The organism is Caballeronia arvi (assembly GCF_001544695.2).
Taxonomy (GTDB): domain Bacteria; phylum Pseudomonadota; class Gammaproteobacteria; order Burkholderiales; family Burkholderiaceae; genus Caballeronia; species Caballeronia arvi.
Map to the genome: position 1 here is coordinate 1 of NZ_FCOM02000039.1, position 23,655 is coordinate 23,655.

Below are 23,655 nucleotides of genomic sequence, written 5' to 3' on the forward strand. Positions count from 1 at the left end.
GATGACGAGCGCTCGCGTTGTGACAATCAGATGGCCGGTTGCGAAGCCGAGCCGACGCCTGAGCGGCCTGCCGGCGGTGCATGTGACCGGCAGTTTGTGGCCGATTGCGGGAATCCGTTTTAATGCATCCTGCGCTGTGAGTTCCCAATCGTTGCGCGGCGTGACTCGCGTTCGTCGATGACTTACTTTCGGCGACCTTCAGCCGACGAAACATCCGTGGTCTCAAGTGTTGGCCGAGCTGCGATTCGCGTCACGATCGCGAGCAGGGCTTCAACGTCGACGGGTTTAATCAAATGGCTGTCGCATCCCGCACTCGCCGAGCGTGCCTTGTCCTCCGGCTGACCGTAGCCGGACACAGCGACGATCTCAAGATGCCCGCCAGCAGCTTGCCGCTCCCTCAGACGACGCGCGACCTCGTAGCCGCTAATGTCTGGAAGACCGAGGTCGAGGAAAACCAACCTGGGTTTGAAGGCTGCCGTGATTTGAAGGGCCTCCTCTCCGCTGCGCGCGGTGCGCACGTCGTGCTCGTCTAGAATCATCGCGAGCGACAATGCCACATCGTCATTGTCGTCGACAATAAGGATCGGCAGCCGAACGGACAAGCGTTCCTGCCCATTGAATCCTTGCACCGCCTCTTGCTTATTGGCTTCGCAGATCGGTAGCCGTATTTCAAACTCACTCCCCTTGTCCCTGCCCTCGCTCTTGGCGACGATCCGGCCTCCGTGCATCTCCGTCAGGGATTTGCACACCGACAGCCCGATACCCAGACCGCCTCTCGACGGTTCACCGTGGCCTGAACCCTGCGCGAATAGTTCGAATACGTTAGGAAGCGCATCGTCCGCAATGCCTGTGCCGGTGTCCGTTATCGTCACGCACACCTCGCGCTCGACGACCGCTGCGCGAACAACCACTCGCCCTCCTTCGTTGGTGTATTTGATGGCGTTATCCAGAAGGTTCGAAAAAATCTGGGTCATCCGAGCGGGATCGCCGTCGACATAGACGGGCTGCTCCATGGGCAGCCGTACGATGTCATGATGTCGCTGCAGCGCAGCTGGCATGGACATTTCGAGCGCATGGTCCAGTGCTTGCCGGATGTCAAAGACCTCGCGCCGCAATTCGATCTTGCCCGTGGTGATCCGCGATACATCGAGCAAGTCATCGATGAGATGCGCCAGGTGCCCGGTCTGACGTTCAATTACCTTGCGCAACCATTCCCGCTTCGCCGGATCGTTCCCCGCGTCATGACCCAAGAGATGCGCTGCATTACGCACAGGCGCCAGTGGGTTGCGCAGTTCATGCGCCAGCGTTGCCAGGAAGATGTCCTTACGGCGATCCGCGTCCCTCAGCCTCGCCTCTGCGTCAGCCCGCTCGGTTACGTCGCAGAGGCTCCCAATGAATATGTAATCGTCCTGCTCAACGAGCGAACGGAAGTGGCCAAACATCTCCACGGTCCTGAGCGCACGGTCCGCCACACGGCTCAGGCGGAACGCGACATGAACAGGTTGTGCCGACGCATGAGCGGATCGGAAATGCGATAGCAGCACGTCGACGTCGGCCGGATGCACGAGCGCCATAAACTGTTCCGCCGTCAGCGGACCTTTTTTCTCGGGCTGCCCAGTGATCTGGTACATCTGGCGGTTTTCCCACACGCCCGAACGCGACGCGCCACGCCATTCGAAAATCCCGATGCCAGCAGCATTTGTGGCGACGCGCAATCGCTCCTCGGTATGCTGAAGCGACGTCAGCGCCTTTTGCAGACTGTCCTGGGCGGCCGAGACTTTCGCAGCCTCCCGTTGCAACTGAGCCTCGATCGCAGCTTCGATAATCCCGCGAAACGTGCGCTCGACGATCTCGTGGGCCCGCATGTGCACGTCGACCGTCGTGGAAACGGGGCCAAAAAACGCGCGGATCTCCTCCTTCAGACAACGCTGCACCTGTTCAATGTTGCGAAACAGATCTGTAACCTGCCAGTCTCGTGGGTACAGTCCTCCAGGGAGCACGACGCGCGCATTGTCCGTCGGCAGTTCAGAACGGTCCGCACACAGCAGCGCGTCGCATACTTCCGAGAGCATGTAGACGAAACATGCGAGCAGTCTGCGCTTGACGACCGGGTCGGTCTGCGCGCACGGAGTCGACATCCCAAGTAGCCCGCGACGCAGCAATTGACGCCGTGACCGTGCCAATTCGCGAGCCAGGTCGCTTAGTGTCAGTTCGGCCCCTGGATTAATCAACGACTCGCGATTCATCGGTGCGCTGCGATCAGACAACGCTGAACCCGACGTGCGTACGTCTAGGGCCCGTCTAGTGTCAAGAAAACGAGACGTCATGGACTATTTCTAGGTTCTGCGTGCAGCAAGCCCACACTGTAATCCACCAAAGAGGAGCAAAATTCGTGTCTGCCAACGCTGGCGCGATCAGAAAAGAAAGTTTCTCCGCTACTGGGAAAGCTCGTGGGCAGAATCAGTTTCTTTATCGTTTTACGTTCTCCGGGCGGTCGTGTGTTTCAGAGGTAGCCCGGCGCGGTTAGAAAGCGCCATCTCGAGATGCATGGCGGCTATCGAGTCTTCATGATTTACGGTCGACTACGACGTGATCTTAAAAACCGTCATCACGACGGTTGACATCGTTATCTACATGGCCGAGCGCGAAGTAAAGGAGATTTACTATGACCCGGCGTATCGGCGTCGTCAACTCATAGGCTAATGCTTGCTACGGACACTGCGCTCGCATTGGTTCGCGCCAGCCGCGTCAAGCAATGCGTCGACGTTTCAGTTCGATTTTTCGTCGCAAGGTACTGCGCGCAGACTGGTTCTGACGCTCGTGCCCCTTGGTCTGCGAACCCGCCGGCGAGCGACCGGCAAACCGCAACGGGCGAAATCGACCCACTCCAGACGACCACCTTCAAAGCGGTCAGTCAGTCGAATCCGGGGGTTGCGAGCTGGACCACCGCACAACGGCCGTTCGCGACATCACGCAATCGGCCAATTGCTGCCTTTCGGTGGCACCCTCAAGCCTCCGTTGAAGCGGCCTCTTCGCACCGGACAGCTGCCTTTCGTGCCGAAAAACATTCTAGACCGGATATCGGCCATTGCAATCATGCAGGCCGAATCGCGTATTACGCTTGGCGAATCAACGCTTCCGAATTGAGTCGACGCTTGGAGTCGAGCTCTTGTATAGCACTCGCACCCGCCTCCCCGACGTCCGCTTCATGATGCAGTCAGCTCAAAGACGTGATAGCTCCAAGGCGGGAGATCCAAATAGAGGCCGCGCGAGGCGACGTCACCACCGTCGCGATCAAAACTCGCTGGCCCCATCATGTCCGTCAGCCGCACCGTGCTGCCGGTCACTTCGGCAAACGGGATTCGCACATAACATTGACTCTGGTTCCCCGCGTAGTTGACGACAACGAGCCGCCGTTCGCCATCGTCCCGCTGCCAGACCCACGCGATGAAACAATCCGAGGTCCAGTTGCCCTCCCACGCCGGCACGATTTCGACGAGGCTCCACCTACCTTCTCGGAAGATCGGCTGCCGCAGCACCGTCATCAAGGTCTCATAGAACCCTTGCAAGCTTGCGTCGACAGGCTCCTGTGGCGCCCGCGCCAGATGCGGCGAAATCCGTTTCCTGCAGCCCTCGAACTGACCCTTGTGAAAGAAGCGCAAGCCAGGCGAAAGAAATGTGATGATGGCGCCGGCTTCATGTTCACCGGGTTCGAAGGTCGCCGCGGCCCGGGGCTCGTCGTGGTTTTCCAGGAAGCGCGCCAGCTTCTGCTGGTAATCGAGTCCGGCATGCAGGTGCTCGCGCACCGGCCGTGCGTTCACATCGCGCAAGCGGTCGTACATCTGCTTGTCGTAGGCGTAATCGAAGCCCTGTTGGAGCATCGTCCATTCGAGATCCCAATACACTTCTGCCATGAAGCGGAACTGCGGATGCTCACGTCGCACGGCCTCGATCGCCTTCGGCCAGAACGGTTCGGCGCGGATGCCCCAGGTTCGTTCGAACACGTCGGGCAAGACCAGCATGGCCATATCGCAGCGTACGCCGTCACATTGAGCGGCGACTCTTTTCAGTTCGCCGACCATCGTCTGCTGCAACTCTGGATTGCCGTAGTCGAGCTGCAGCGTGTCGGGCCATCCGTCGAAATAGGGATCCCGGCCGTAAACGAGTATCAGCGGCCCGTTCCTTGTCTGCACGCGGCAATAGTTCGACGGAGAGCGAGCCAGGTCCGACTCGTCGCCGTGCACGAAGTAGTCCGGATGCGTGTCGATCCAGTCGTGATCCGGCGACGTGTGATTCGGCACGAAGTCGAGCATCAGCTTCAATCCGCGTTGCTGCAACCGCTGCCGCAAGCGGGCGAGCGCCTCGGCGCCGCCCAGATCGCGATGAACCGTGTAGCTCCGGATAGCAAACCCGGAGCCTGCGACGTCGTCGTCCGTGAGATCCGGCAGCGTATCGGCGAATTCGCGGCGCCAGCCGGCATGAGCGCGAGAAATTGCCTGGGCCGCCGGTCCGGTCTGCCAGACGCTCAGCAACCAGACCCAGTCGAAGCCGAGTGCGGCGAGCCGATCCAGTTCGGCATCTGGAATATCGTCGAGCGTCGCGCGCCAGCCTGACGCGCGAGACAACTCAGTCAGCCAGACGCGAGTGTTGATCTGGTATAGCGCCGGGTAGCGTACGCTGGACATGCTGCGCTCCTCATACCTTGCCGGTGTCTTCTCCGCTCACCTGTTCTCTGACGAGGTGGGACACCACGCGCCCGCGATCTGTTTCCAGCATGGTTTTGGCGTCGACGCGTCCGAACAGGTCGAGCAGCGCAGCGACCAGGCCGGTCCAGCCGGTCTGGTGACTGGCCCCGAGGCCAGCACCGTTGTCACCGTGGAAGTACTCGTAAAACAGGATCAGGTCGCGCCAGTGCGGATCGCTCTGGAATTTTTCCGTTCCTCCGTAAACCGGCCGTTTGCCTTGGGCGTCGCGCAGGAACGTGCCGGTCAGGCGACGCTCGATCTCCTTCGCCACTTCGAAGAGCGTCATGTGTTGCCCGGAGCCGGTCGGGCATTCGACCTTGAAATCGTCGCCAAAGAAGCTATACAGGTTTGCCAGCGCGCGGACGATCAGCAAGTTGACCGGCATCCACACCGGTCCGCGCCAGTTCGAGTTGCCGCCGAACATGCCCGTGTTCGATTCGGCGGGCAAGTACTGCACCTTGTATTCCTGTCCGCCGACGTGAATGACATACGGGTGCTCCAGGTGATACAGCGAGAGCGAACGGATGCCGTGGGGCCCCAGGAACTCCTTCTCGTCGAGCATGTAGCCGAGCACCCGTTCGAGCTTGCGCTTGTTCAGGATCGATAGAAGCCTGCGCTCCCTGTACCCGATGAAACCGCTATCGGTCGGGGCAACCTGCGCGATCAATTCGGGGTAGCGTTTGCGAAACTGCGCGATCATCTCCAGCAGCTTCGGATAGCGCGTGATGGACTGCGATTCGAATACCGTCGACGCGCACAGCGGCAGCAGCCCCACCAGCGACCTTATCTTCAGGCGCGTCGTCCGACCGTCGGGGAGCCGCAGCAGATCATAGAAAAAGCCATCTTCCTCGTCCCACATCTCGTCGTCGTGTTCCCCGCGTCGGTCCATCGCGTAGGCGATCCACATGAAATGCTGAACGAACTTGAAGGCGACCTCCTCGTAGAGCGGGTCGTATTCGGTCAGAATCACGGCCATCTCCAGCATGGCCTGGCAGTAGAACGCCATCCATGCGGTCCCGTCCGCCTGCTCGAGCGATCCCCCGGTCGGGAGTTGGGCGCTGCGGTCGAAAACACCGATGTTGTCGAGACCGAGAAAGCCGCCAGCGAACACATTGCGGCCCGACGGATCCTTGCGATTCACCCACCAGTTGAAATTGAGCATCAGCCCCTGAAACGAGCGTTCCAGGAAACGCGGGTCGGCCCGTCCCAGTTCTCTTTCGTACTTGTACAGCCAGAGCGTGGCGGCGGCGTGCACTGGCGGATTCACGTCGCTGAAGTTCCACTCGTAGGCTGGAATCTGGCCGCTCGGGTGTACGTAGAGGCTGCGCAGCATCAGCAGCAGTTGCTCCTTCGCAAAATCGAAATCGACCTGTGCCAGCGCAATCGTATGGAAGGCCAGGTCCCAGGCCGCATACCACGGATACTCCCACTTGTCCGGCATGGAGATCACGTCGGCGTTCAGCATGTGGAACCACTCCGTGTTGCGCACATCGCGCCGTGCGGAGTCGAGCAATGGGTGGCTCCCGTGTTCGCGCAGCCAGAGTTCGAGATCGAAGTAGTAGTATTGCTTGCCCCATAACATGCCCGACAACGCCTGGCGATGCACGCGACGCTGATCTTCGGTCAGCGATTTGGGCGTGATGCGCTCGTAGAACTCGTTCGCATCGGCGAGGCGGCTATCGAAGATCTGATCGAAAGCGCCGAAGGCGTCGTCGAGTCGGGATGACGCGAGTCGCAAGCGGATGATCGCGCTGCCGCCGGCGGGTATGTCGCAGGTGTAATGGGCCGCCGCCTTTGTTCCCGTCCTGGCTGGATTCACGGCGTCGCGCTGTCCTGAGATGACGTAGGCGTGGAATGCGTCCTTGACGAACGGCGACGCGTTGGGCTGCCCCCACAGGCGCTGCGTATTGCTTTCGTTTTCGGTGAAGAGCGTCTCCGGCGCGCCATCGCAATGGAGCCAATATTCGCCCAGATCATGATGCATGGCCCGAATGGCGCCAGCACCCGCGTCGTGCAGGGACGGCTTGCGATTGTCCTCGCCCCACGACCATGTGTTGCGGAACCAGAGCGTCGGCAGGACCCGAAGCCGTGCCGCCTCCGGTCCGCGATTGTGCACGGAAATCCGCACGAGAATGTCTTCCGGAGCGGCCTTCGCGTATTCCACGAACACGTCGAAATATCGGTCATCGTCGAAGATGCCAGTGTCGAGCAGTTCGTATTCCATCTCCTCCCGCGATCGTTTGCGGTTGGTCTCGATCAGATCCCGGTACGGATATTCCCTCTGAGGATATTTATAGAGGTACATCATGTACGAGTGCGTGGGCGTGCTGTCGATGTAGAAGTAATACTCCTTCACGTCCTCACCATGATTGCCCTCGCTATTGGTGAGGCCGAACAGGCGCTCCTTCAATATCGCATCGTGCTCGTTCCATAGCGCGAGCGCAAAGCAGAGGCGCTGCTGGTCGTCACACAGTCCGCCGAGGCCGTCCTCGCCCCACCTGTAGGTGCGCGAACGCGAATGGTCATGGGTGAAGTAGTTCCAGGCGTCGCCGTTGTCACTGTAGTCTTCACGCACCGTGCCCCACTGCCTCTCGCTAAGGTAGGGCCCCCATTGCTTCCACGGTACTTGTGCCTCACGCGAGTCGTTCAGGCGCTTTTGTTCCACCACATCGACGATTACCTGGCTCATGCTAGTTCTCCGTCACTGCTGAATAAACTCGGCTGCCTTGTTGTTTGATGTCAGCGGTTTCGAGACGAGCGTCTTGATTCCTTGCTTCTCGCAGCGAAGAATTTCATCGCTCTTGTAGTAGCCGCGATCGGCAAGCGCCGTCAGCTTCTTTTTGCCGATCGCGGCTCGCGCCATTTCCGCCATTCTGGCCAACTGCGTTCGATCATGACCAACGTTGACGACGTCATGTGCAACGACCATGTGACTTTTGAGGTCTACAGCGGTCTTTACGTTGTAGCCGACCATTCCCGTGCCGCGCCCACTGGTTGCGATTGAGCGAGCATCCGGATCCGTTAGCGAGATTTGGCCATCGGGCGCTGCGCGCATCCGCGCCTCAATCTCGCCGAGCTTCTGCACTTGTTCTTTGAGTTTCTGAATCTTCTCTTTCAAATGAGGGATGCGTTCATCTGGCAGGATTGACGGCTCTCGATCGGCCCTGTCAAACTCATCCATATAGCGGGCAATGCTTTGTTCGAATTGCTCCATTCGAGCCTGAAGCTTGCGGTCAGTGAAGTTCTTGTCACGGTTGTTCACCGCCTTAAATTTGCTGCCGTCGATAGCAACAGTTGCGTCTGCGAATAGCTTCAACCGGCGGCAAAGCAACACAAACTCGCGGCAGGCTTTGCGGATCGCGACGCCGTTGTTCTTGCGAAAGTCTGCGATGGTCTTGAAGTCAGGCGCCAGTCGGCCCGTCAACCAGATAAATTCGAGTTTCCGTCGTGCTTCCCGCTCGAGGTAAAGTTTGAGCAGGGTCGACGCATGATATGCCGGTCTGCCCACCAAGGAGGGCGAGGCCCGCTCGAAGCCAAGACCTACGAGATCAAGCTCATCAACAAACACGTCTACCACTCGTACGGCGTTATCGGCATCGACGTAGTCGTCGAGACACTCAGGTACCAGTGCGACTTGATCTCGCGCCGCGCTCTCAATAAATCGCTTCATGGGCCACCATCGAAAGACGTGTTGACTAACTATAGGCAATCAACGCGTTTTTACACAGCCTCGGTTGAATGCGCTCATTGATCGAGATAGGCTTCCGCCTCATCGAGCGGGGTAAAGTGAGCGCTCGCGGGAGCGGAAGCCTTCGCGAGAAGCGCAGTTGTACAACAAACCGTCAATGCCGGATTCTCCTCATCCCCTGCGCCATCAACGACGCGCCGAGCAATGCCAACACCGCAACGCCTCCTGACCTAGCCTCGTGAGAAGTCAGCCGTCGTTAGCTCAAGGCGTGCCGTGGGATGTGCCAGCAGCTTTCGATGGGCAATGGCGCGGATACGGTTGGCGCCATCGTGAAAAGTCCTCAGCATCCAAGCATCGTCCGCTTGGGGCGGTAGCCAAAAAATACGCCTCCAGCACGGCACGTGAAATCATGCATTCGATGGCGCCGAGCTTGGACGGAAGGGCGAAGTTCACGCCGCATCGATTTGCCGAAATCTGAGTTTCAAGGTCGAGTGTTCCATGTCGAGCGATCGGACTCAGGGGCAAGCAATTTCGGCATGACATCCCACGTTTGGAAATGCGTCACCCGCTTTATGTTGCAAACCCGTATTGCTAAGTCGCGTCGTCATCACTCGATGCGCCCCGACAATGGCGGCTTCTTCCCAGGGAACGCCGCCAAAGGGCTACACTGATCGAATTGTCCCTTCCGCCACCCGATGACCTAGGTGGCCTGCAAAGAAGAAGCGGGAAGCGCTTATCTGGTTAATGAGCTGGTTCGGCTCGTGTACCTGACGTTCAATATCCAAGACGCGACGTACGGCGACACCGATCTCGGGGTGTATGCGCACGCGGGCGCGCCGCTGTTCGAGGCGATCCTGCGACAAGCCGACCGCCAGTTTGATGGTGCGTCCAGCTACGTACACATGGACGCGAGCGCTCGAGCTTGATTCCGTTCCGGATGGGCATGTCCATGTCGGCGGACCGATGGCACAGGCATCGTGCGTCGCGTTTCTGGATCATGGCACAGCCGCAACCGGCGAGTGAGCCGGGCATGAGATGCAACGCATTGCAGGAGCCCCGGCGCGAGGCGGAAGGGTACGGCGTGATGCAGGTGCTGCACCGCCGTCGTCTAGCTGACGAAGACGATGTCGGCGTCGAACGAATTTCCGCAAGGGAAACAGGCGATGCGCCCGACACGCAGATGCCGCAGTATTTGTTCGAGTCCTCGGACTTCGGTGCCATCCTTCTGCCGGCCGACTACAGTCGCACCAAGCGCCTCGGTTCCCTCGCGCTTGATGGCCGTGAGGCGCCGCACTGCGCCGTGCCGATTGGTGAAGTATCGATTCATGAACGCCCGCGTCTATTTTGCTCACGCGATCGTAGCGCGGCTTCGCTTAAGCCAACGTTATCCAGGATGCACCGCGGGCCGACACGAAGAGATATGACAGCGCTCAGCAGCGCTCAATGGTTCCCGTCAGTTCCGACGCCGTAACCGGCTTTCGCAGACAGCCGTCGAACTGCACGGAAGCCGTTGCGTCGAAGTCTTGGTCGCCCGTTACCGCGACGATGCATGCATCGTTCGACGCGCCCGCGCACCGTATATACTCGCAAAGCTTGCGGCCATCGATATCGGGCAAGGCGATATCCATGAACACGGTGTCGTAGCGCGTCTGGCCCGCCATGCGAAGCGCCTCGCCTCCCGTGCGCGCAACGTCCGCTTGATGTCCGAGCGACGCGGCCAGTGCCGCGAACGCCGCCGCTACGTTTGCATCGTCTTCGACGAACAGGAAAATCATGGTCGATTCCGTCCGATTTCGGCACGGCCTCCGGGGCTAAAGATCATCCAGCTCGATACGGGCGCGCGCCGATTTGGGGACGGTCTGCGCGTCGCGCGAACAGAGCGCCGGCCCGCCTCGAGCATCAACAAAGCGGCGACGCCGATCGCCGCGCCACGTGCGCTCGGCGGTTCGTCTGGCCGAACCCGCGCGACGTGCCGCCGCCCTACGCATCGCGCTGGGACACTACGGCGCAATGCAGTATCGCCTTTCGCATCGGTATCTCTTAACGGGTTATTCGTGCGGTGACGAGGCCGATTCCGCCCATCGCTCCCGTGATGACCATCACCTCACCTTTTCGCCGAGCGGTTTCAGCTTGATTCGCATGAGGATTTCGCCAGTCTTGTGTGTCTGGCTGGTTGAGCATGTTGCGTGCCGGCGTTATAGAGCAGAAACGAGATGGGGCAATCGTCACCGGTTAATCGAATTGTCCAGACGGCGCGTGCGAATCCATCCAATCATACTGGCTGCCTGTCGTCGTCCACGCCCAGTTTCGGTCGGTACACCGGCGCGTCTTCTCGCAGCCAACAGTGTGATGACTTTGCGCGTGATTGAACTGCTCGCTGCCCTGTCGGGATGCGTACTTTTCCTTTGAATCGTGTTTCATGATTTACCTTTCCAATTGAATTCGCCTGCTCGAACCCACACGGCGGCCCCGCCTTTCGCAAGAGGACACTTAATTTCGAAACGTCCCGGTCAGTTGTCGCGTACCGGGGATAGAGATAGGCCACAAGTCATCGTCTCGAATGACGCGCTTGTCTGTTAACTTGAGCCTTGGCTTAACCGCGCCGCAGATTTTCGAAAACCGCTGCAATGCCCTGCCCGCCTCCGATGCACATCGTGACAAGCGCATATCGACCATTGACACGCTGGAGCTCATACAAAGCCTTGACGGTGATCACCGCGCCGGTTGCACCGATCGGATGACCGAGCGAAATCCCGGAGCCGTTCGGATTCACCTTGGCCGGATCGAGTTCGAGCAATTGCGTTACCGCGCAGGCCTGTGCGGCAAATGCCTCGTTCGACTCGACGACATCCAGGTCCGACACACGTAACCCGCGCGCTGCAGCGCTGCACGCGTGGCCGGCACGGGACCGATGCCCATATAGCGCGGGGCTACGCCGGCATGCGCATACGACACGAGACGTGCGAGCGGTTCCAGGCCGCGCTGCTCGGCCGTCATGTGCTCCATCATCACGAGCGCCGCTGCGCCGTCGTTGATGCCCGAAGCGTTGCCGGCCGTCACCGTGCCACCATCGAGCTGAAACGCGGGACGCAGTCCGGCAATTTCGCCAGCATCGAGTTCCGTGCGCACATGCTCGTCGGTATCGAACACTGCCGACTGCCCCTTGACCCGGCGTTCCAGCCGAACGATCTGTTCCCGGAACCGTCCTTGTGCGATCGCATGCTCGGCGCGACGGTGCGACTCGACGGCCAGCGCATCCTGCTGTTCGCGCGTGATTCCATACTTGCTCGCGACGTTTTCAGCTGTCATGCCCATATGCATCGAGTGGAACGGGTCGTGCAATGCGCCGAGCATCATGTCCAACAGGCGGCCATCCCCCATACGCGTGCCGAAGCGGGCATCGGCCGAGAGATACGGCGCGCGGCTCATGTTTTCCGCGCCCCCGCCGATGACGATATCCGCATCGCCAAGAAGAACCGTCTGTGCAGCCGAAATAATGGCCTGCAATCCCGATCCGCAAAGGCGATTCACCGTGAACGCAGGCGTCTTCTCGCTGACACCCGCGTCCATTGCAGCAACGCGTGCGAGGTAGAGATCGCGAGGTTCGGTGGCGATGACATTGCCGAACACGACATGTCCGACTTCGTCTCCTTGCACGCCCGCCCGGCCGAGTGCTTCACGCGCGACGATCGTGCCGAGCTCTGTCGGTGGCAGCGCCTTCAGGCTGCCGCCGAACTTGCCGATCGCGGTGCGCACACCGCTCACAACGACGACTTCTCTCTGCATTTCACTTTCCTCTCTAGCTTTGACCGGCCAAGGCAGCTGCCTTCACGGGGTACAGTGCTGGTGGTTACATATTCGGATAGTTTGGGCCGCCCCCGCCCTCGGGCGTGAGCCACACGATGTTCTGCGACGGATCCTTGATGTCGCAGGTCTTGCAGTGCAGGCAGTAGTCGATCGGCTTGGACTGCGACGCAGGCTTGAGCGTCTCGTGATCGCGGTGCCGATGATGCAGCGTCCACGGCACGTTACCGCGCAGCAGCTTCTGCTCGATGCCGACCATGAACGTTCCCGTGACCAGGCCCTTGCTCATCCACTGCTTGAAATTGCGCGCCTTCTGCAATTCGGTATAAAGCCAGGACCGCTTGAACGCTTGCGGATATACGGTGAGTTCATCGCTTTGGCGGCCCGCGCGCAGCGCGTCCAACGCGGCATCGGCGGCGAGCATGCCGGTTTTGATCGCAGCGTGCGAGCCCTTGATGCGCGATGCGTTGAGAAACCCTGCGTCATCGCCAGCCAGGGCGCCGCCCGGAAACACGAGCTTCGGCAGCGACATCAGCCCGCCCGCGGTGATCGCACGTGCGCCGTATGAAACGCGCTTGCCGCCTTCCAGGAAACGCCGGATCGCCGGATGCGTCTTGTAACGCTGAAATTCCTCGAAAGGCGAAAGGTACGGATTCGTATAACCGAGACCGACCACGAAGCCGACCATCACCTGATTGATGTCGGTGTGATAGAGAAACGAGCCGCCGTAAGTCTGTGTATCGAGCGGCCAGCCGGCGGTATGAATCACGAGACCGGGTTTGTGCTTTGAAGGGCCGATCTCCCACAGCTCCTTGATGCCGAGGCCATAAACCTGCGGATCGGCGCCGTCATGCAGCCCGAACCGGTCCGAAAGCTGACGCCCCAAGTGACCGCGCGCTCCTTCGCACAATAGGGTGTACTTCGCATGCAGCTCCATGCCGGGCTGGAAATTGCCGGTTGGCTCGCCCGTCCTTGCCGATGCCCATGTTGCCCGTGGCGACGCCCTTCACCGCCCCATCGTCGTGATAAAGCACTTCGGCTGCTGGAAAGCCCGGGAAGATCTCCACGCCGAGCGTCTCGGCTTGCTGTCCAAGCCACCGCGTGACGTTGGCGAGGCTGATCACATAGTTGCCGTGGTTTTTGAAGTTCTCCGGCAGTGCCCAGCCCGGCACGGCGCGTGCGGCCGTTGCGGTCAAGAAGAGAAAGCGATCTTCGGTGACCGGCACGTTCAACGGGGCGCCTCGTTCCTTCCAGTCGGGGATCAGTTCGGTCAAGGCGCGCGGATCCATTACCGCGCCCGAGAGGATATGGCCGCCGGGTTCCGCACCCTTTTCAAGCACGCAGACGCTGACGTCAGCGCCTTCTTCCGCCGCGCGCTGCTTGAGGCGAATCGCGGCCGCGAGACCTGCCGGACCGCCGCCGACGATAACCACGTCGTATTCCATCGTCTCGCGCGGGCCGTACTGCTCAGTGACGTTTGCTGCTGCCATGTCGCGACACTTTCGGATCAGAAATCGTGTTCGTGCATCGCGAGCACGCCTTCGCCATCGCGCGCGCCGGCAATCGCCGCTTCGAACGCAACTGCACGCGGCAGAACTTGCGTCGCATAGCCGTGCGCGGTCGCGATCTTCGCGTCATGAAAGGCCGGATCCTCCGAGCGCTTGTCGGTCGCGATGAGAAGCGAGCGTGCCAGCTGCCAACCCGACAGGACGACGCCTGCAAGCATCAGGTAGGAGACGCTGCCCGCGAACACCGCATTGGGATCGCTTTTGCCGTGCTCGAGGACGAAGCGCACCGCGCTGTCCAACGCATCGCGGCCGGCAGAAAGATGCCGGTGCATCGCTTGAAAGGCCGCGCTCGAACGATAGGAGGCATGCGAGCGCAACGCGGACAATGTTTCGTCGACTTGGATCAGGACCGATGCCGCCACCCGACCGCCGTCGCGCAGGGTCTTGCGGCCGACGAGATCGTTGGCCTGGATCGCTGTCGTGCCTTCGTAAATCGGCAAAATGCGCGCGTCGCGATAGTACTGGGCCGCACCGGTTTCCTCGACGAAGCCCATGCCGCCATGCACCTGCACGCCCAGACTCGTCACCTCGAGCGACATTTCCGTGCTCCAGCCCTTCACGATCGGCACCAGGAACTCGTACATAGCTTGGTGTTCGGCGCGCTGCGCCGAATCAGGATGACGATGCGCAAGGTCGCAATGGGCGGCGGCTACATAAGCGAGCGAGCGTGCGCCTTCGGTCAGTCCGCGCATGGTTGAGAGCATCCGGCGCACGTCGGGATGCTGAATGATCGTCACGGCCTGCTTTGCGGAACCATCGACGGGCCGACTTTGCACCCGCTCTTTCGCGTACACGACGGCCTTCTGGTACGCGCGGTCCGCCATGCTTACGCCCTGCACGCCCACGGCGAAGCGAGCTGCGTTCATCATGATGAACATGTATTCCAGCCCGCAATTCTCTTCGCCGACCAGATGGCCGATTGCACCGCCGTGATCGCCGAACTGGAGTACCGCTGTCGGGCTCGCCTTGATACCGAGCTTGTGCTCAATCGACACGCAGTGCACGTCGTTGCGCTCGCCCAGCGACCCGTCGTCATTTACGAGGAATTTCGGCACGATGAAAAGGGAGATGCCTTTAACGCCTTCCGGGGCATTGGGTGTGCGTGCGAGCACGAGATGCACGATGTTTTCGGTCATGTCGTGCTCGCCCCATGTGATGAAGATCTTCGTGCCGAAGATCCGGAATGAGCCGTCGCCCTGCGGCTCGGCGCGCGTGCGCACGAGTGCGAGATCGGAACCTGCCTGCGGCTCCGTGAGATTCATCGTGCCGGTCCAAACGCCTGAGATGAGTTTCGGTACATAGCGCTGCTTCTGCGCTTCACTGCCTGCCGTCAGGAGAGCCTCGATCGCGCCGTCGGTAAGCAGCGGGCACAGTCCAAGCGAAAGATTCGCGGCGTTTAACATCTCGATGCAGGGCGTCGCGAACAGCTTGGGCAAGCCCTGTCCGCCGTATTCGGACGGATGTTGCAAACCCTGCCAGCCGCCTTCGGCGAACTGGTGAAACGCGTCCTTGAAACCCGACGTGACAGTCACTGCGCCATCCTTCCAGGTGCTCGGGCTCTTGTCACCTTCGAAGTTCAGCGGCGCGAGCACGTCTTCGTGAAGCCGCGCGGCCTCTTCGAGAACCGCCTGCGCGGTGTCGACAGTCGCTTCCTCGAAGCCGGGCAATCCCGACAGACGGTCGATTCCAGCGAGTTCCGTCATTGCAAACAGCATATCTTTGAGAGGTGCCGAGTAGCTCATTGCGATACGTCCAATCAGATAGTCATGTAAAGAGTGGCCCCGTCTCGCCTTCAGGCGGCAGGGACAATGTATGAGTCAATCGTATCCTCGGGCAGTCGCAAACCGGCTGTCCAAACTGGACGACCTCTTGACATCCCTGGCCACGCCGGGGCGGATCGCGCAGCCTCAGCGACCCATCGATATGGGTCGACGCCGCACAGATTGGACGAAATCAGCCACCGCGGCGATACGCTGCCGGCGTGCTGCCCGTCCAGTGACGGAACGCCCTGTGGAACGCGCTTGGATCGGCGAAGCCGACGTCCCCCGCAATGGCGGCGATTGCGTCACGGGTGCCTGTCAGGCGCTGGATCGCGATGTCGCGGCGCAGTTCGTCCTTGAGCACCTGAAATGCCGTGTTTTCGGCCGCAAGGTGCCGGCACAGGGTTCGCACTGAGCAGTGCAAACCTGTCGCCGCTTCTTCGATGGTCGGTATGTCGGGGAGACGCGAGGCCAGATATTCACGCACGCGATGACTGAAAAATTGCTCGCTGAATGACACGAATATCCAGTCTTCCGGCGCGCGCGCAAGAAATCTGCGCAAGTTCGCCTTGCGCTGGCGCACGGGCATGTCGAAGTACGTGGTGCTGAACTGCATCGAGGTTTGCCCACAATCGAATTTCGCGGGGCCGGGAAAGAGATAGAGGTATTCGAGCGCGTGAGGCGGACGGTCAAACGCGAACTGCACCTGCAGCAATGGGATGCGCTGGCCGATGAGCCAGGACGCCACACCGTGCGCCAGTTTGAGCATCAGTTCCTGTCCGAGCACGCTGGCTGGCGTGCCGGTGACTCCCGGATGCAACACAAGGCTGCCGACGAGCTCGCTGCGGCGCGACTCGAAACGAAAGTCGTCCAGCACGATGTGAAAGTACTGCCCGAAACGGTGCATCGCAGTTTCGAGATTGGCTGCGTCCAGCAGGCTGAGACACAGAAACTTGAGCGTACCGCTGCGCAGAGGTCGTGAGAAAACCCCAGGCATTTCATCGTCGAGTTCAATTGCAAGCGCGCGGTATAAGGTCGAGAACTGTTCCTCTGTGACGCGTGCCCCGGGCTGGTCCAAAAGCGCCGCAGGGATGTTCGCGGACGCGAGGTGCCTCTCGACAATGTTCGCCTGCGTCGCGACGCTGTCCAGGAAGCCTTGGACGAGCGACATCGGTACTGTTGCGCCTGGAGCGTGCATGACGTGGTTGCAAGAGGCGAAGACCCTTCAGCATACCCTTCCCGTCGCATCACGGCGACGGGAAGCGTCCCGCCATGCCATGCACGGGTCAAGCATGGGACCCTCGCGTCCCTCCAGAATCATTGGAACCGCGCTTTCACATACCGCCCCGGTGCGGATTCGATCGCTCTGAACTGGGTATTGCCCAACGTCGTGCGCGCCTCTACTTGTTCACCCGAGTGCCGCTTGACCCAGGCGATCCAGTGATTCCACCAACTGCCGCGCTGCTGGGCAGCGGTCGCGAACCATTCGTCCGCGGTCTCGCCGCACGCATCGTTCGTCCAGTAGCTGCGTTTGCTCTTTGCGGCCGGATTGATCACACCCGCGATATGGCCACTTGCCCCCAGCACAAACTCCGTTTCGCCGCCCAACAATTGCGTGGATTGGTAGGCGGATCGCCACGGCACGATGTGGTCTTCTTCCGTTGCCAGCAAATAGCTTGGCATATCGACCTTTCCAAGATCAACGGCCTTGCCACAAAGCTCAAGCTTGTTTGGCACGCACAGGTTGTTCTCGAGATACATGTTGCGCAGGTAGAAGCTATACATCGGCCCGGGCAGGTTGGTCGTGTCCGAGTTCCAGTACAGCAGATCGAAAGCGGCCGCGGTTTTGCCTTTCAGGTAGTTATTGACGACGTACGGCCAGATCAGATCGTTGGCACGCAACGCCTGGAACACGAAGCCGAGCTCTCGCCCAGGGTAAAGGCCGCCGCGACCGATGGTCTGTTCTCGCATCGAAACGCCGAGTTCGTCGATAAACACACCCAGATCGCCCGGTTCGCTGAAGTCGAGCAGCGCCGTCAACAGCGTCAGGCTCGCCACGGGATCTTCACCGTTCGCCCGCATGACCGCAAGCGCCGACGAAAGCATGGTCCCGCCGACACACCATCCCAAGGCATTGACCTTGTCGGCGTTAATGATGGTACGAGCGACCTCGATCGTCTTCATCACCGTGCTCAAGGTATGCGTCCCAGTCGGTGTGCGCCAGGTCCTGTTGGGCATTGCGCCATGACACGATAAACACTGTAAGCCCCTGCTCGCTTGCGAAGCGCACAAAGGAATTCTCGGGCTGGAGGTCCAGGATGTAGAGCTTGTTGATACACGGAGGAACGATCACCAGCGGACGCCGTGCGACCTCGGGCGTCAACGGCGCGTACTGGATCAGTTGGAACAGTTCATTCTCATAGACCACGGCGCCGCTTGATGTGGCGACGCTGCGGCCTACTTCGAATGCGCTTTGGTCGGTGATCGAGATGGCGCCATCCTTCAGATCTTCGAGCAGATGCGTAAGGCCTGCGAGCAGACTCAATCCCCTCGATTCAACCGCTTCGCGGATGGCCTCCGGATTGGTCGCTGCGAAATTCGCTGGGCTGGCAAGGTCGAGAAACTGACGCATGAAAAAGCGCAGTTTTTGCTTGTCCTTGTCATTGAGCGCGCTTCCCTCGACGAGATCTCCGAGCATCCGGGCGTTGAGCAAATAGCTCTGTTTCAATAGGCTATACCAGCCGTTGTCGGACCACTCCTCGCCATGAAATCTCCGATCGCCGTGCTCGGGCTCGGCCACCGACTTCAATCCCGGCCGAGCGCCAATCATCCCTTCGATGGCGCTGCTCCAAAGTTCCGTTTGCTGTTGCACGTACTGGGTGCCGGCCCGCATCAGGATGCTTTGCGCGCCGGACGACCCGGGGATGCTGCCCCGATCGTTAGGGGCAAGCATCGTCGTTCCAAAACGGTTCATTGCGGGCGAAGCGCGCCAAAAATCAAGTCCGGCCCGGGCCCATCCCATCGCGAACTCATGCGGCATACTGAATGGCATTCTCATTGCACTCCTCGCTGTTACCCGTTGCTGGCAGCGGAGACCGCGCATGCCTTGGGGCGATCGTCGCACGAAGTCGGCATGACGATCGCGTCGCCTTCGATCACGACCTTGCCGCCGACCGTGCAAACGGTAGACAGCACCACGCGGCGCTTGTCGTGAATCAGTTCCTTGACAGTCACTTCCGCTTGCACGGTATCGCCAGGTCGGACAGGCGCCTTGAAGCGCAGGTTTTGACCGAGGTAGATGGTGCCCGGTCCAGGCAGCCGACCTGCGATCGTCCGCGGAGATGATGCTCGCGGTCAACATTCCGTGAGCGATGCGACCTTTGAAGGGCGTCGTCTGCGCGAACTGCTCATTGATGTGGACTGCGTTGATGTCTCCTGACGCGCCAGCGAACAGCAGGATGTCCGCTTCAGTGATGGTCTTTGCGAAATTGGCGCTCATGCCGAGTCGCAAGTCTTCAAAATCGAATCCGTTAAGTTCATTCATGATGATTTCAGTTGCTTGGGGCGGCGTCGTGTTGCTTCGTTATCCGCGGTAGATTGTGGAACTCGCGCCAACCGCTGGTTGGGTTAGCCCAGTGCTTGCTCAAATTCCGGTACAACGGCGAACAGATCGCCAACGACGCCGTAGTCAGCGACGCTGAAGATCGGTGCTTCCGGATCCTTGTTGATTGCGACGATGACCTTCGAGTCCTTCATGCCAGCGAGGTGCTGAATCGCGCCGGAGATGCCGACGGCCACATAGAGTTGCGGCGCGACGATCTTGCCGGTTTGACCGACCTGGAAATCGTTCGGGACATAGCCCGCATCGACTGCCGCGCGCGATGCGCCCAGCGCCGCACCGAGCTTGTCCGCCAGCGGCTCCAGCGTCTTCGTGTAGTTCTCGCCGCTGCCCAAGCCACGGCCACCCGACACGATGATGTGCGCGCTCGTCAGCTCCGGACGATCGAGCTTCGTGACTTCGCGGCTCACGAACCGCGAAATGCCTGCGTCCGCCGCGGCTTCGATCTTTTCGACCGCTGCGTTGCCGCCTTCCACCGCGACCGGATCGAAACCCGTCGCACGCACCGTGATGACCTTGATCGGATCGATCGACTGCACGATCGCGATTGCGTTGCCCGCGTAGATCGGGCGCTCGAACGTGTCGGCGCTATCGACGGCGGTGATGTCGCTGATCTGCGCGACGTCGAGATGCGCGGCGATGCGCGGCGCGATGTTTTTGCCGTAAGCCGTCGCCGGCGCCAGAATGTGCGAATAATCCTTCGCCGGGTCTTGCACAAGCGCCAGCACCGTAGCTTCGACGTTTTCCGCGAGGCCATCGGCGAGTTGGGGCGCATCGGCGAGCAGCACTTTGGCCACGCCCGCGATCTTCGCCGCTGCATCCGCCGCGCCTTGCGCGTTCGAACCTGCCACTAGCACGTGAATGTCGCCGCCAACGAATTTTCCGACCTCAGCCGCCGCTGCAACCGTATTGAGCGTCGCTGCCTTGATCGACGCGTTATCGTGTTCTGCGATTACAAGAATAGCCATGTTCAGATCACCTTCGCTTCGGTTTTCAGTTTTTCCACCAGCGTCTTCACGTCCGGCACGGTGATGCCGGCGCTGCGCTTCGGCGGCTCGCTGACTTTCAGCGTCTTCAGACGCGGCGCGACATCGACGCCTAGATCGGCCGGCTTCACGGTCGTCAGCGGCTTCTTCTTCGCCTTCATGATGTTCGGCAGCGTCACGTAGCGCGGCTCGTTCAGGCGCAGGTCGGTCGTCACGACTGCCGGGAGCTTCAGCGAGAGCGTTTCCGAGCCGCCATCGACTTCGCGCGACACAGTTGCCTTGCCATCGGCGATCACGACCTTCGACGCGAACGTCGCCTGCGGCAAACCCGCCAACGCGGCAAGCATCTGACCGGTCTGATTCGAGTCGTCATCGATGGCCTGCTTGCCGAGAATCACGAGATCGGGCTTTTCCTGATCAACCAGCGCCTTCAAAAGCTTCGCGATCGCCAGCGGCTGCAATTCATCCACGGATTCGACGAGAATCGCGCGATCCGCACCAATGGCCAGCGCCGTGCGCAACGTCTCCTGACATAGCGCGACACCGCAAGAAACCGCAACCACCTCCGTCACAACACCCGTTTCCTTCAGACGCATCGCCTCTTCCACGGCAATCTCGTCGAACGGATTCATCGACATCTTCACGTTGGCGATATCGACTCCCGTGTTGTCCGACTTCACACGGACCTTCACGTTGTAATCAATCACTCGCTTTACGGCGACAAGAACTCTCACAAAAATCTCCTACTCGGAAACAGTCATAGCAATGGTGTACTTCGTGCCCTCGCGGCCCGACCTCAAAGCCAGATTCCACCCTGCCGGATTGCGAACAGCAACGTGAGCAACGATTGAGGACATGCTATCGGAGCAGACGACAGAATCGACTATCCAAGTTTGACGATCTATTGATAAATCTTGCCAACAGCGTCACCGACGCGCGGGACGACGGAGTGTCGGTGGACGTCACGCTGGATATCAGAAAGTCATCTGCAGAGCCAACCGTATTGGAGAAAAGGCCGCAGGGGCGGACGTGAACCGTTGACTCGAAGAGTCTCGCTTTCGAGGTGTTGGAGGCGGTCGGCACACCCGCAGCGCGCAAACCGCCTGCACTTGTCATTTCTCTAACTGCTTATTCCGCCATGCGCGAGGTGATGTGCCAAACCGCGCCGTGAACCATTGCGTGAAGGTGGACTGTCTGGGATAACCGAGCAGCATTGCCACCTGCCCGATCGGGTAACGGCGATTGCTTAGATAGCGCGCTGCGAGTTCCCGGCGAACTTCCTCGACGAGATCGGAGAAATTGGTACCTGCCGTTCCGAGCTGGCGCTGCATGGTGCGTACGCTCAGGTGAAGGTGGTTTGCAACTTGATCGACAGCAGCCTGGTCGATGGGCAGCAGCAGGTAGATGGTCTTGCGCACATCCAGCACAATCGAGTTTGGCCCTGAAACATTAAGAGGGTTAGCAAGGCTCTCCGCATACCTCACGAGTTCCAGATCCGCGTTCGGATTCGGGCGATCGAGATCCTCAGCGGCGCAGACAATGCCGTTGAAGTCGCTGTTGAACGTGATCGGGCATCCGAAAAAACGCCGGTGATAACTGATGCTCGCCGGCGCAGGATGGGAGAAGTAGACGCCCCTTGGCTGCCAGTGTTCCCCGAGGACGGCGACACAACTGCGGGCCAGCACGCCCATGGCGAGTTCAGTGGCCTGGTGCGTCGTAATCCCCTGCTCGGCAATGATCTCTTCGCGGATCACGACCGTGCTCCCGCCTGCTTCCACATGAATAGCCAGCGCCTCGTTAAGCAGATGGCGATACTGAATCGCCGCCAGTAGGACCTCGCGCAGGGTGCGCTTGTGCGAAAGCATCAGCTCGAGCATGCCGAAATCAAGTGGTTGGCGCGTGTCGGCCATCTCTAGCCCAAAGGTCGGGCACTTCGCACTCGAGGCGGCACTTTCCAGCAGCTGGCAAACCGCTGTAATGGGAATGCGTTGTTCCAGATTGGGCAGGACGACGGCATCGAGCCCCACCTGCCTCAGCAGTTCCAGGGGCATCAGCCCGTGCCGCCGCGCGACCTGCAGGTAGCCGCTTAACGCCCTCGCACGGACCATCGGCTCTGCCATTTTTCGATCTCCTCGACGCGGCAGCCCGCACTGCACGGCCGTTTGAGCGCGCGATTGGTACTTCCACCTAGTGGCACCAAAACGAAAATGATTGGCGCCGTAACGAAAAAGTCTATCGCAAGGCCGGCCTACAGTGTAGCCATACACCGAACGGCACGCCGGCATCGGTGCTCAACACCCAGGAGCCCTTTCCATGCAATTTCTCGACGACTCGCTTCATCCCCAAAACCAGCAGAAGGTTGTTATCACCGTCGCCCCCTACGCCCCCGAGTGGATGCCGTCCGACTTCCCGGAGGACATTGCGGTCACGATGGACGAGCAGATTCAAAAGGCCGTCGATTGCTATGAAGCCGGAGCGAGAGTGCTGCACCTGCACGTGCGCGAACTCGACGGCAAGGGATCGAAGCGCTTGTCCAAGTTCAACGAATTGATCGCCGGCGTGCGCAAGGCGGTGCCCGACATGATCATCCAGGTCGGCGGCTCCATCTCCTTCGCGCCGGAAGATGAAGGCCAGGCCGCGACGTGGCTGTCCGATGACACGCGCCATATGCTTGCCGAGCTGGACCCGAAGCCTGACCAGGTAACGATCGCGATCAACACCACGCAGATGAACATCATGGAGTTGATGACGCCGGAGGCCGTGGCGGGTACCTCGCTCGCTGAACCGGTATTGCAGCAAGCCTATCGCGAGATGACTGTCCCCGCAGGTCCGGGCTGGGTTGAAGAGCATCTGCGACGCCTGCAGGCTGCGGGTATCCAGCCGCACTTCCAACTCGCGGGCGTGCACTCCTACGACACGATCGAACGCATGATCCGCCGCGGCATCTACAAAGGCCCGGTCAACCTGACCTGGATTGGCATCGCCGGCGGCGCCGACGGCCCCAATCCCTACAACTTCATGTATCTCCTGCAGCGCGCAGCCGATGGCGTCTGCGTCACCTCAGAGTCTCTTTTACATAACGTGCTGCCGCTCAACATGATGTCCATGGCAATGGGGTTCCATCCGCGCGTCGGCACTGAAGACACCCTCACCGATCAGCACGGCAATCGCATGACGTCCGTGCAGCAGATCCGGCAGTGCGTGCGTGTCGCCCATGAGCTCGGCCGTGAAATCGCCACCGGCAAGGAAGCCCGCGAGATCTACCGCATCGGTACCTGGTACGACGGCGTTGACGAGACGCTGGCAGCGAACGGCATGGCACCGAACCGCCAGCCCGGCGCCCGAGGTGTTCCGCTGCGCGCTGCTTGAGTACAAGATCGTACGTTCGCCGCCTGGCTACGTCGTTGCTTCGCAGCCCTTGCGAAGCAGCGATTTCCCGGTCTCTCCAGGAGGCCGCTAAATAGAAAGAGGTTCTCCATGAAAGA

11 protein-coding genes and 6 pseudogenes are annotated in these 23,655 nt (G+C 60.3%); 2 read left to right on the forward strand and 15 right to left on the reverse strand.

Annotation, left to right across the window (positions count from 1 at the left end; genetic code table 11):
• Positions 1-182 precede the first annotated feature (182 nt).
• From AWB74_RS30300 to AWB74_RS30315, 4 genes and pseudogenes are all read right to left on the reverse strand, one after another.
• A complete protein-coding gene (locus AWB74_RS30300; protein WP_061150327.1) occupies positions 183-2,246 on the reverse strand; it encodes a hybrid sensor histidine kinase/response regulator in 2,064 nt (687 codons plus the stop codon).
• A 960-nt stretch (positions 2,247-3,206) separates the two neighbouring features.
• On the reverse strand, positions 3,207-4,685 hold the full coding sequence (locus AWB74_RS30305; protein WP_061150328.1) for an alpha-amylase family glycosyl hydrolase: 1,479 nt from the start codon (positions 4,683-4,685) through the stop codon (positions 3,207-3,209).
• 10 nt (positions 4,686-4,695) lie between these two features.
• Positions 4,696-7,434, reverse strand: coding sequence for an MGH1-like glycoside hydrolase domain-containing protein (locus AWB74_RS30310; RefSeq protein WP_061150329.1), 2,739 nt, complete (start codon positions 7,432-7,434; stop codon positions 4,696-4,698).
• A gap of 33 nt (positions 7,435-7,467) precedes the next feature.
• Positions 7,468-8,415 (reverse strand): annotated as a pseudogene (locus tag AWB74_RS30315) (transposase); the annotation flags it as partial.
• 722 nt (positions 8,416-9,137) lie between these two features.
• Between AWB74_RS30315 and AWB74_RS30325 the strand changes: the two are divergent.
• Positions 9,138-9,359 carry a hypothetical protein gene (locus tag AWB74_RS30325; RefSeq protein ID WP_061150330.1) on the forward strand — a complete coding sequence of 74 codons (222 nt, stop codon included), beginning with the start codon at positions 9,138-9,140 and terminating at the stop codon, positions 9,357-9,359.
• 182 nt (positions 9,360-9,541) lie between these two features.
• Here the strand turns inward: AWB74_RS30325 and AWB74_RS47445 are convergent, their stop codons facing one another.
• The 11 genes and pseudogenes from AWB74_RS47445 to AWB74_RS30380 all read right to left on the reverse strand — a co-directional run bounded on the left by AWB74_RS47445 (position 9,542) and on the right by AWB74_RS30380 (position 22,290).
• Positions 9,542-9,760 (reverse strand): hypothetical protein, encoded by a 219-nt coding sequence (locus AWB74_RS47445; protein WP_061150331.1) that lies wholly within the window; start codon positions 9,758-9,760, stop codon positions 9,542-9,544.
• 103 nt (positions 9,761-9,863) lie between these two features.
• Positions 9,864-10,214, reverse strand: a pseudogene (locus AWB74_RS30335) (response regulator); the annotation flags it as partial.
• A gap of 812 nt (positions 10,215-11,026) precedes the next feature.
• Positions 11,027-12,219 (reverse strand): annotated as a pseudogene (locus AWB74_RS30340) (acetyl-CoA C-acyltransferase family protein).
• Positions 12,220-12,283: 64 nt separating this feature from the next.
• A pseudogene (locus AWB74_RS30345) lies at positions 12,284-13,727 on the reverse strand (4Fe-4S dicluster domain-containing protein).
• Positions 13,728-13,744: 17 nt separating this feature from the next.
• Positions 13,745-15,547 (reverse strand): acyl-CoA dehydrogenase, encoded by a 1,803-nt coding sequence (locus AWB74_RS30350; RefSeq protein ID WP_061150333.1) that lies wholly within the window; start codon positions 15,545-15,547, stop codon positions 13,745-13,747.
• A gap of 211 nt (positions 15,548-15,758) precedes the next feature.
• Positions 15,759-16,763 carry an AraC family transcriptional regulator gene (locus AWB74_RS30355; RefSeq protein ID WP_061150334.1) on the reverse strand — a complete coding sequence of 335 codons (1,005 nt, stop codon included), beginning with the start codon at positions 16,761-16,763 and terminating at the stop codon, positions 15,759-15,761.
• 119 nt (positions 16,764-16,882) lie between these two features.
• Positions 16,883-18,623 (reverse strand): annotated as a pseudogene (gene phaC / locus AWB74_RS30360) (class I poly(R)-hydroxyalkanoic acid synthase).
• Between the two features lie 14 nt (positions 18,624-18,637).
• Positions 18,638-19,109, reverse strand: a pseudogene (locus AWB74_RS30365) (MaoC family dehydratase).
• 83 nt (positions 19,110-19,192) lie between these two features.
• On the reverse strand, positions 19,193-20,152 hold the full coding sequence (locus tag AWB74_RS30370; protein WP_061150335.1) for an electron transfer flavoprotein subunit alpha/FixB family protein: 960 nt from the start codon (positions 20,150-20,152) through the stop codon (positions 19,193-19,195).
• A 2-nt stretch (positions 20,153-20,154) separates the two neighbouring features.
• Positions 20,155-20,904, reverse strand: coding sequence for an electron transfer flavoprotein subunit beta/FixA family protein (locus AWB74_RS30375; RefSeq protein ID WP_061150336.1), 750 nt, complete (start codon positions 20,902-20,904; stop codon positions 20,155-20,157).
• A gap of 378 nt (positions 20,905-21,282) precedes the next feature.
• Complete coding sequence (locus AWB74_RS30380; RefSeq protein WP_061150337.1) at positions 21,283-22,290, reverse strand: AraC family transcriptional regulator; 1,008 nt, start codon at positions 22,288-22,290, stop codon at positions 21,283-21,285.
• A gap of 193 nt (positions 22,291-22,483) precedes the next feature.
• Between AWB74_RS30380 and AWB74_RS30385 the strand changes: the two genes are divergently transcribed.
• Positions 22,484-23,539, forward strand: a complete 1,056-nt coding sequence (locus AWB74_RS30385; protein ID WP_061150338.1) for a BKACE family enzyme — start codon at positions 22,484-22,486, stop codon at positions 23,537-23,539.
• Positions 23,540-23,655: the final 116 nt, after the last annotated feature.

Bases quoted from the DNA above. Each gene is read 5' to 3' on its own strand.
- AWB74_RS30300 (WP_061150327.1), bottom strand. From the start codon at position 2,246: ATGAATCGCGAGTCGTTGATTAATCCAGGGGCCGAACTGACACTAAGC.
- AWB74_RS30305 (WP_061150328.1), bottom strand. From the start codon at position 4,685: ATGTCCAGCGTACGCTACCCGGCGCTATACCAGATCAACACTCGCGTC.
- AWB74_RS30310 (WP_061150329.1), bottom strand. From the start codon at position 7,434: ATGAGCCAGGTAATCGTCGATGTGGTGGAACAAAAGCGCCTGAACGAC.
- AWB74_RS47445 (WP_061150331.1), bottom strand. From the start codon at position 9,760: ATGAATCGATACTTCACCAATCGGCACGGCGCAGTGCGGCGCCTCACG.
- AWB74_RS30350 (WP_061150333.1), bottom strand. From the start codon at position 15,547: ATGAGCTACTCGGCACCTCTCAAAGATATGCTGTTTGCAATGACGGAA.
- AWB74_RS30355 (WP_061150334.1), bottom strand. From the start codon at position 16,763: ATGCACGCTCCAGGCGCAACAGTACCGATGTCGCTCGTCCAAGGCTTC.
- AWB74_RS30370 (WP_061150335.1), bottom strand. From the start codon at position 20,152: ATGGCTATTCTTGTAATCGCAGAACACGATAACGCGTCGATCAAGGCA.
- AWB74_RS30380 (WP_061150337.1), bottom strand. From the start codon at position 22,290: ATGGCAGAGCCGATGGTCCGTGCGAGGGCGTTAAGCGGCTACCTGCAG.
- AWB74_RS30385 (WP_061150338.1), top strand. From the start codon at position 22,484: ATGCAATTTCTCGACGACTCGCTTCATCCCCAAAACCAGCAGAAGGTT.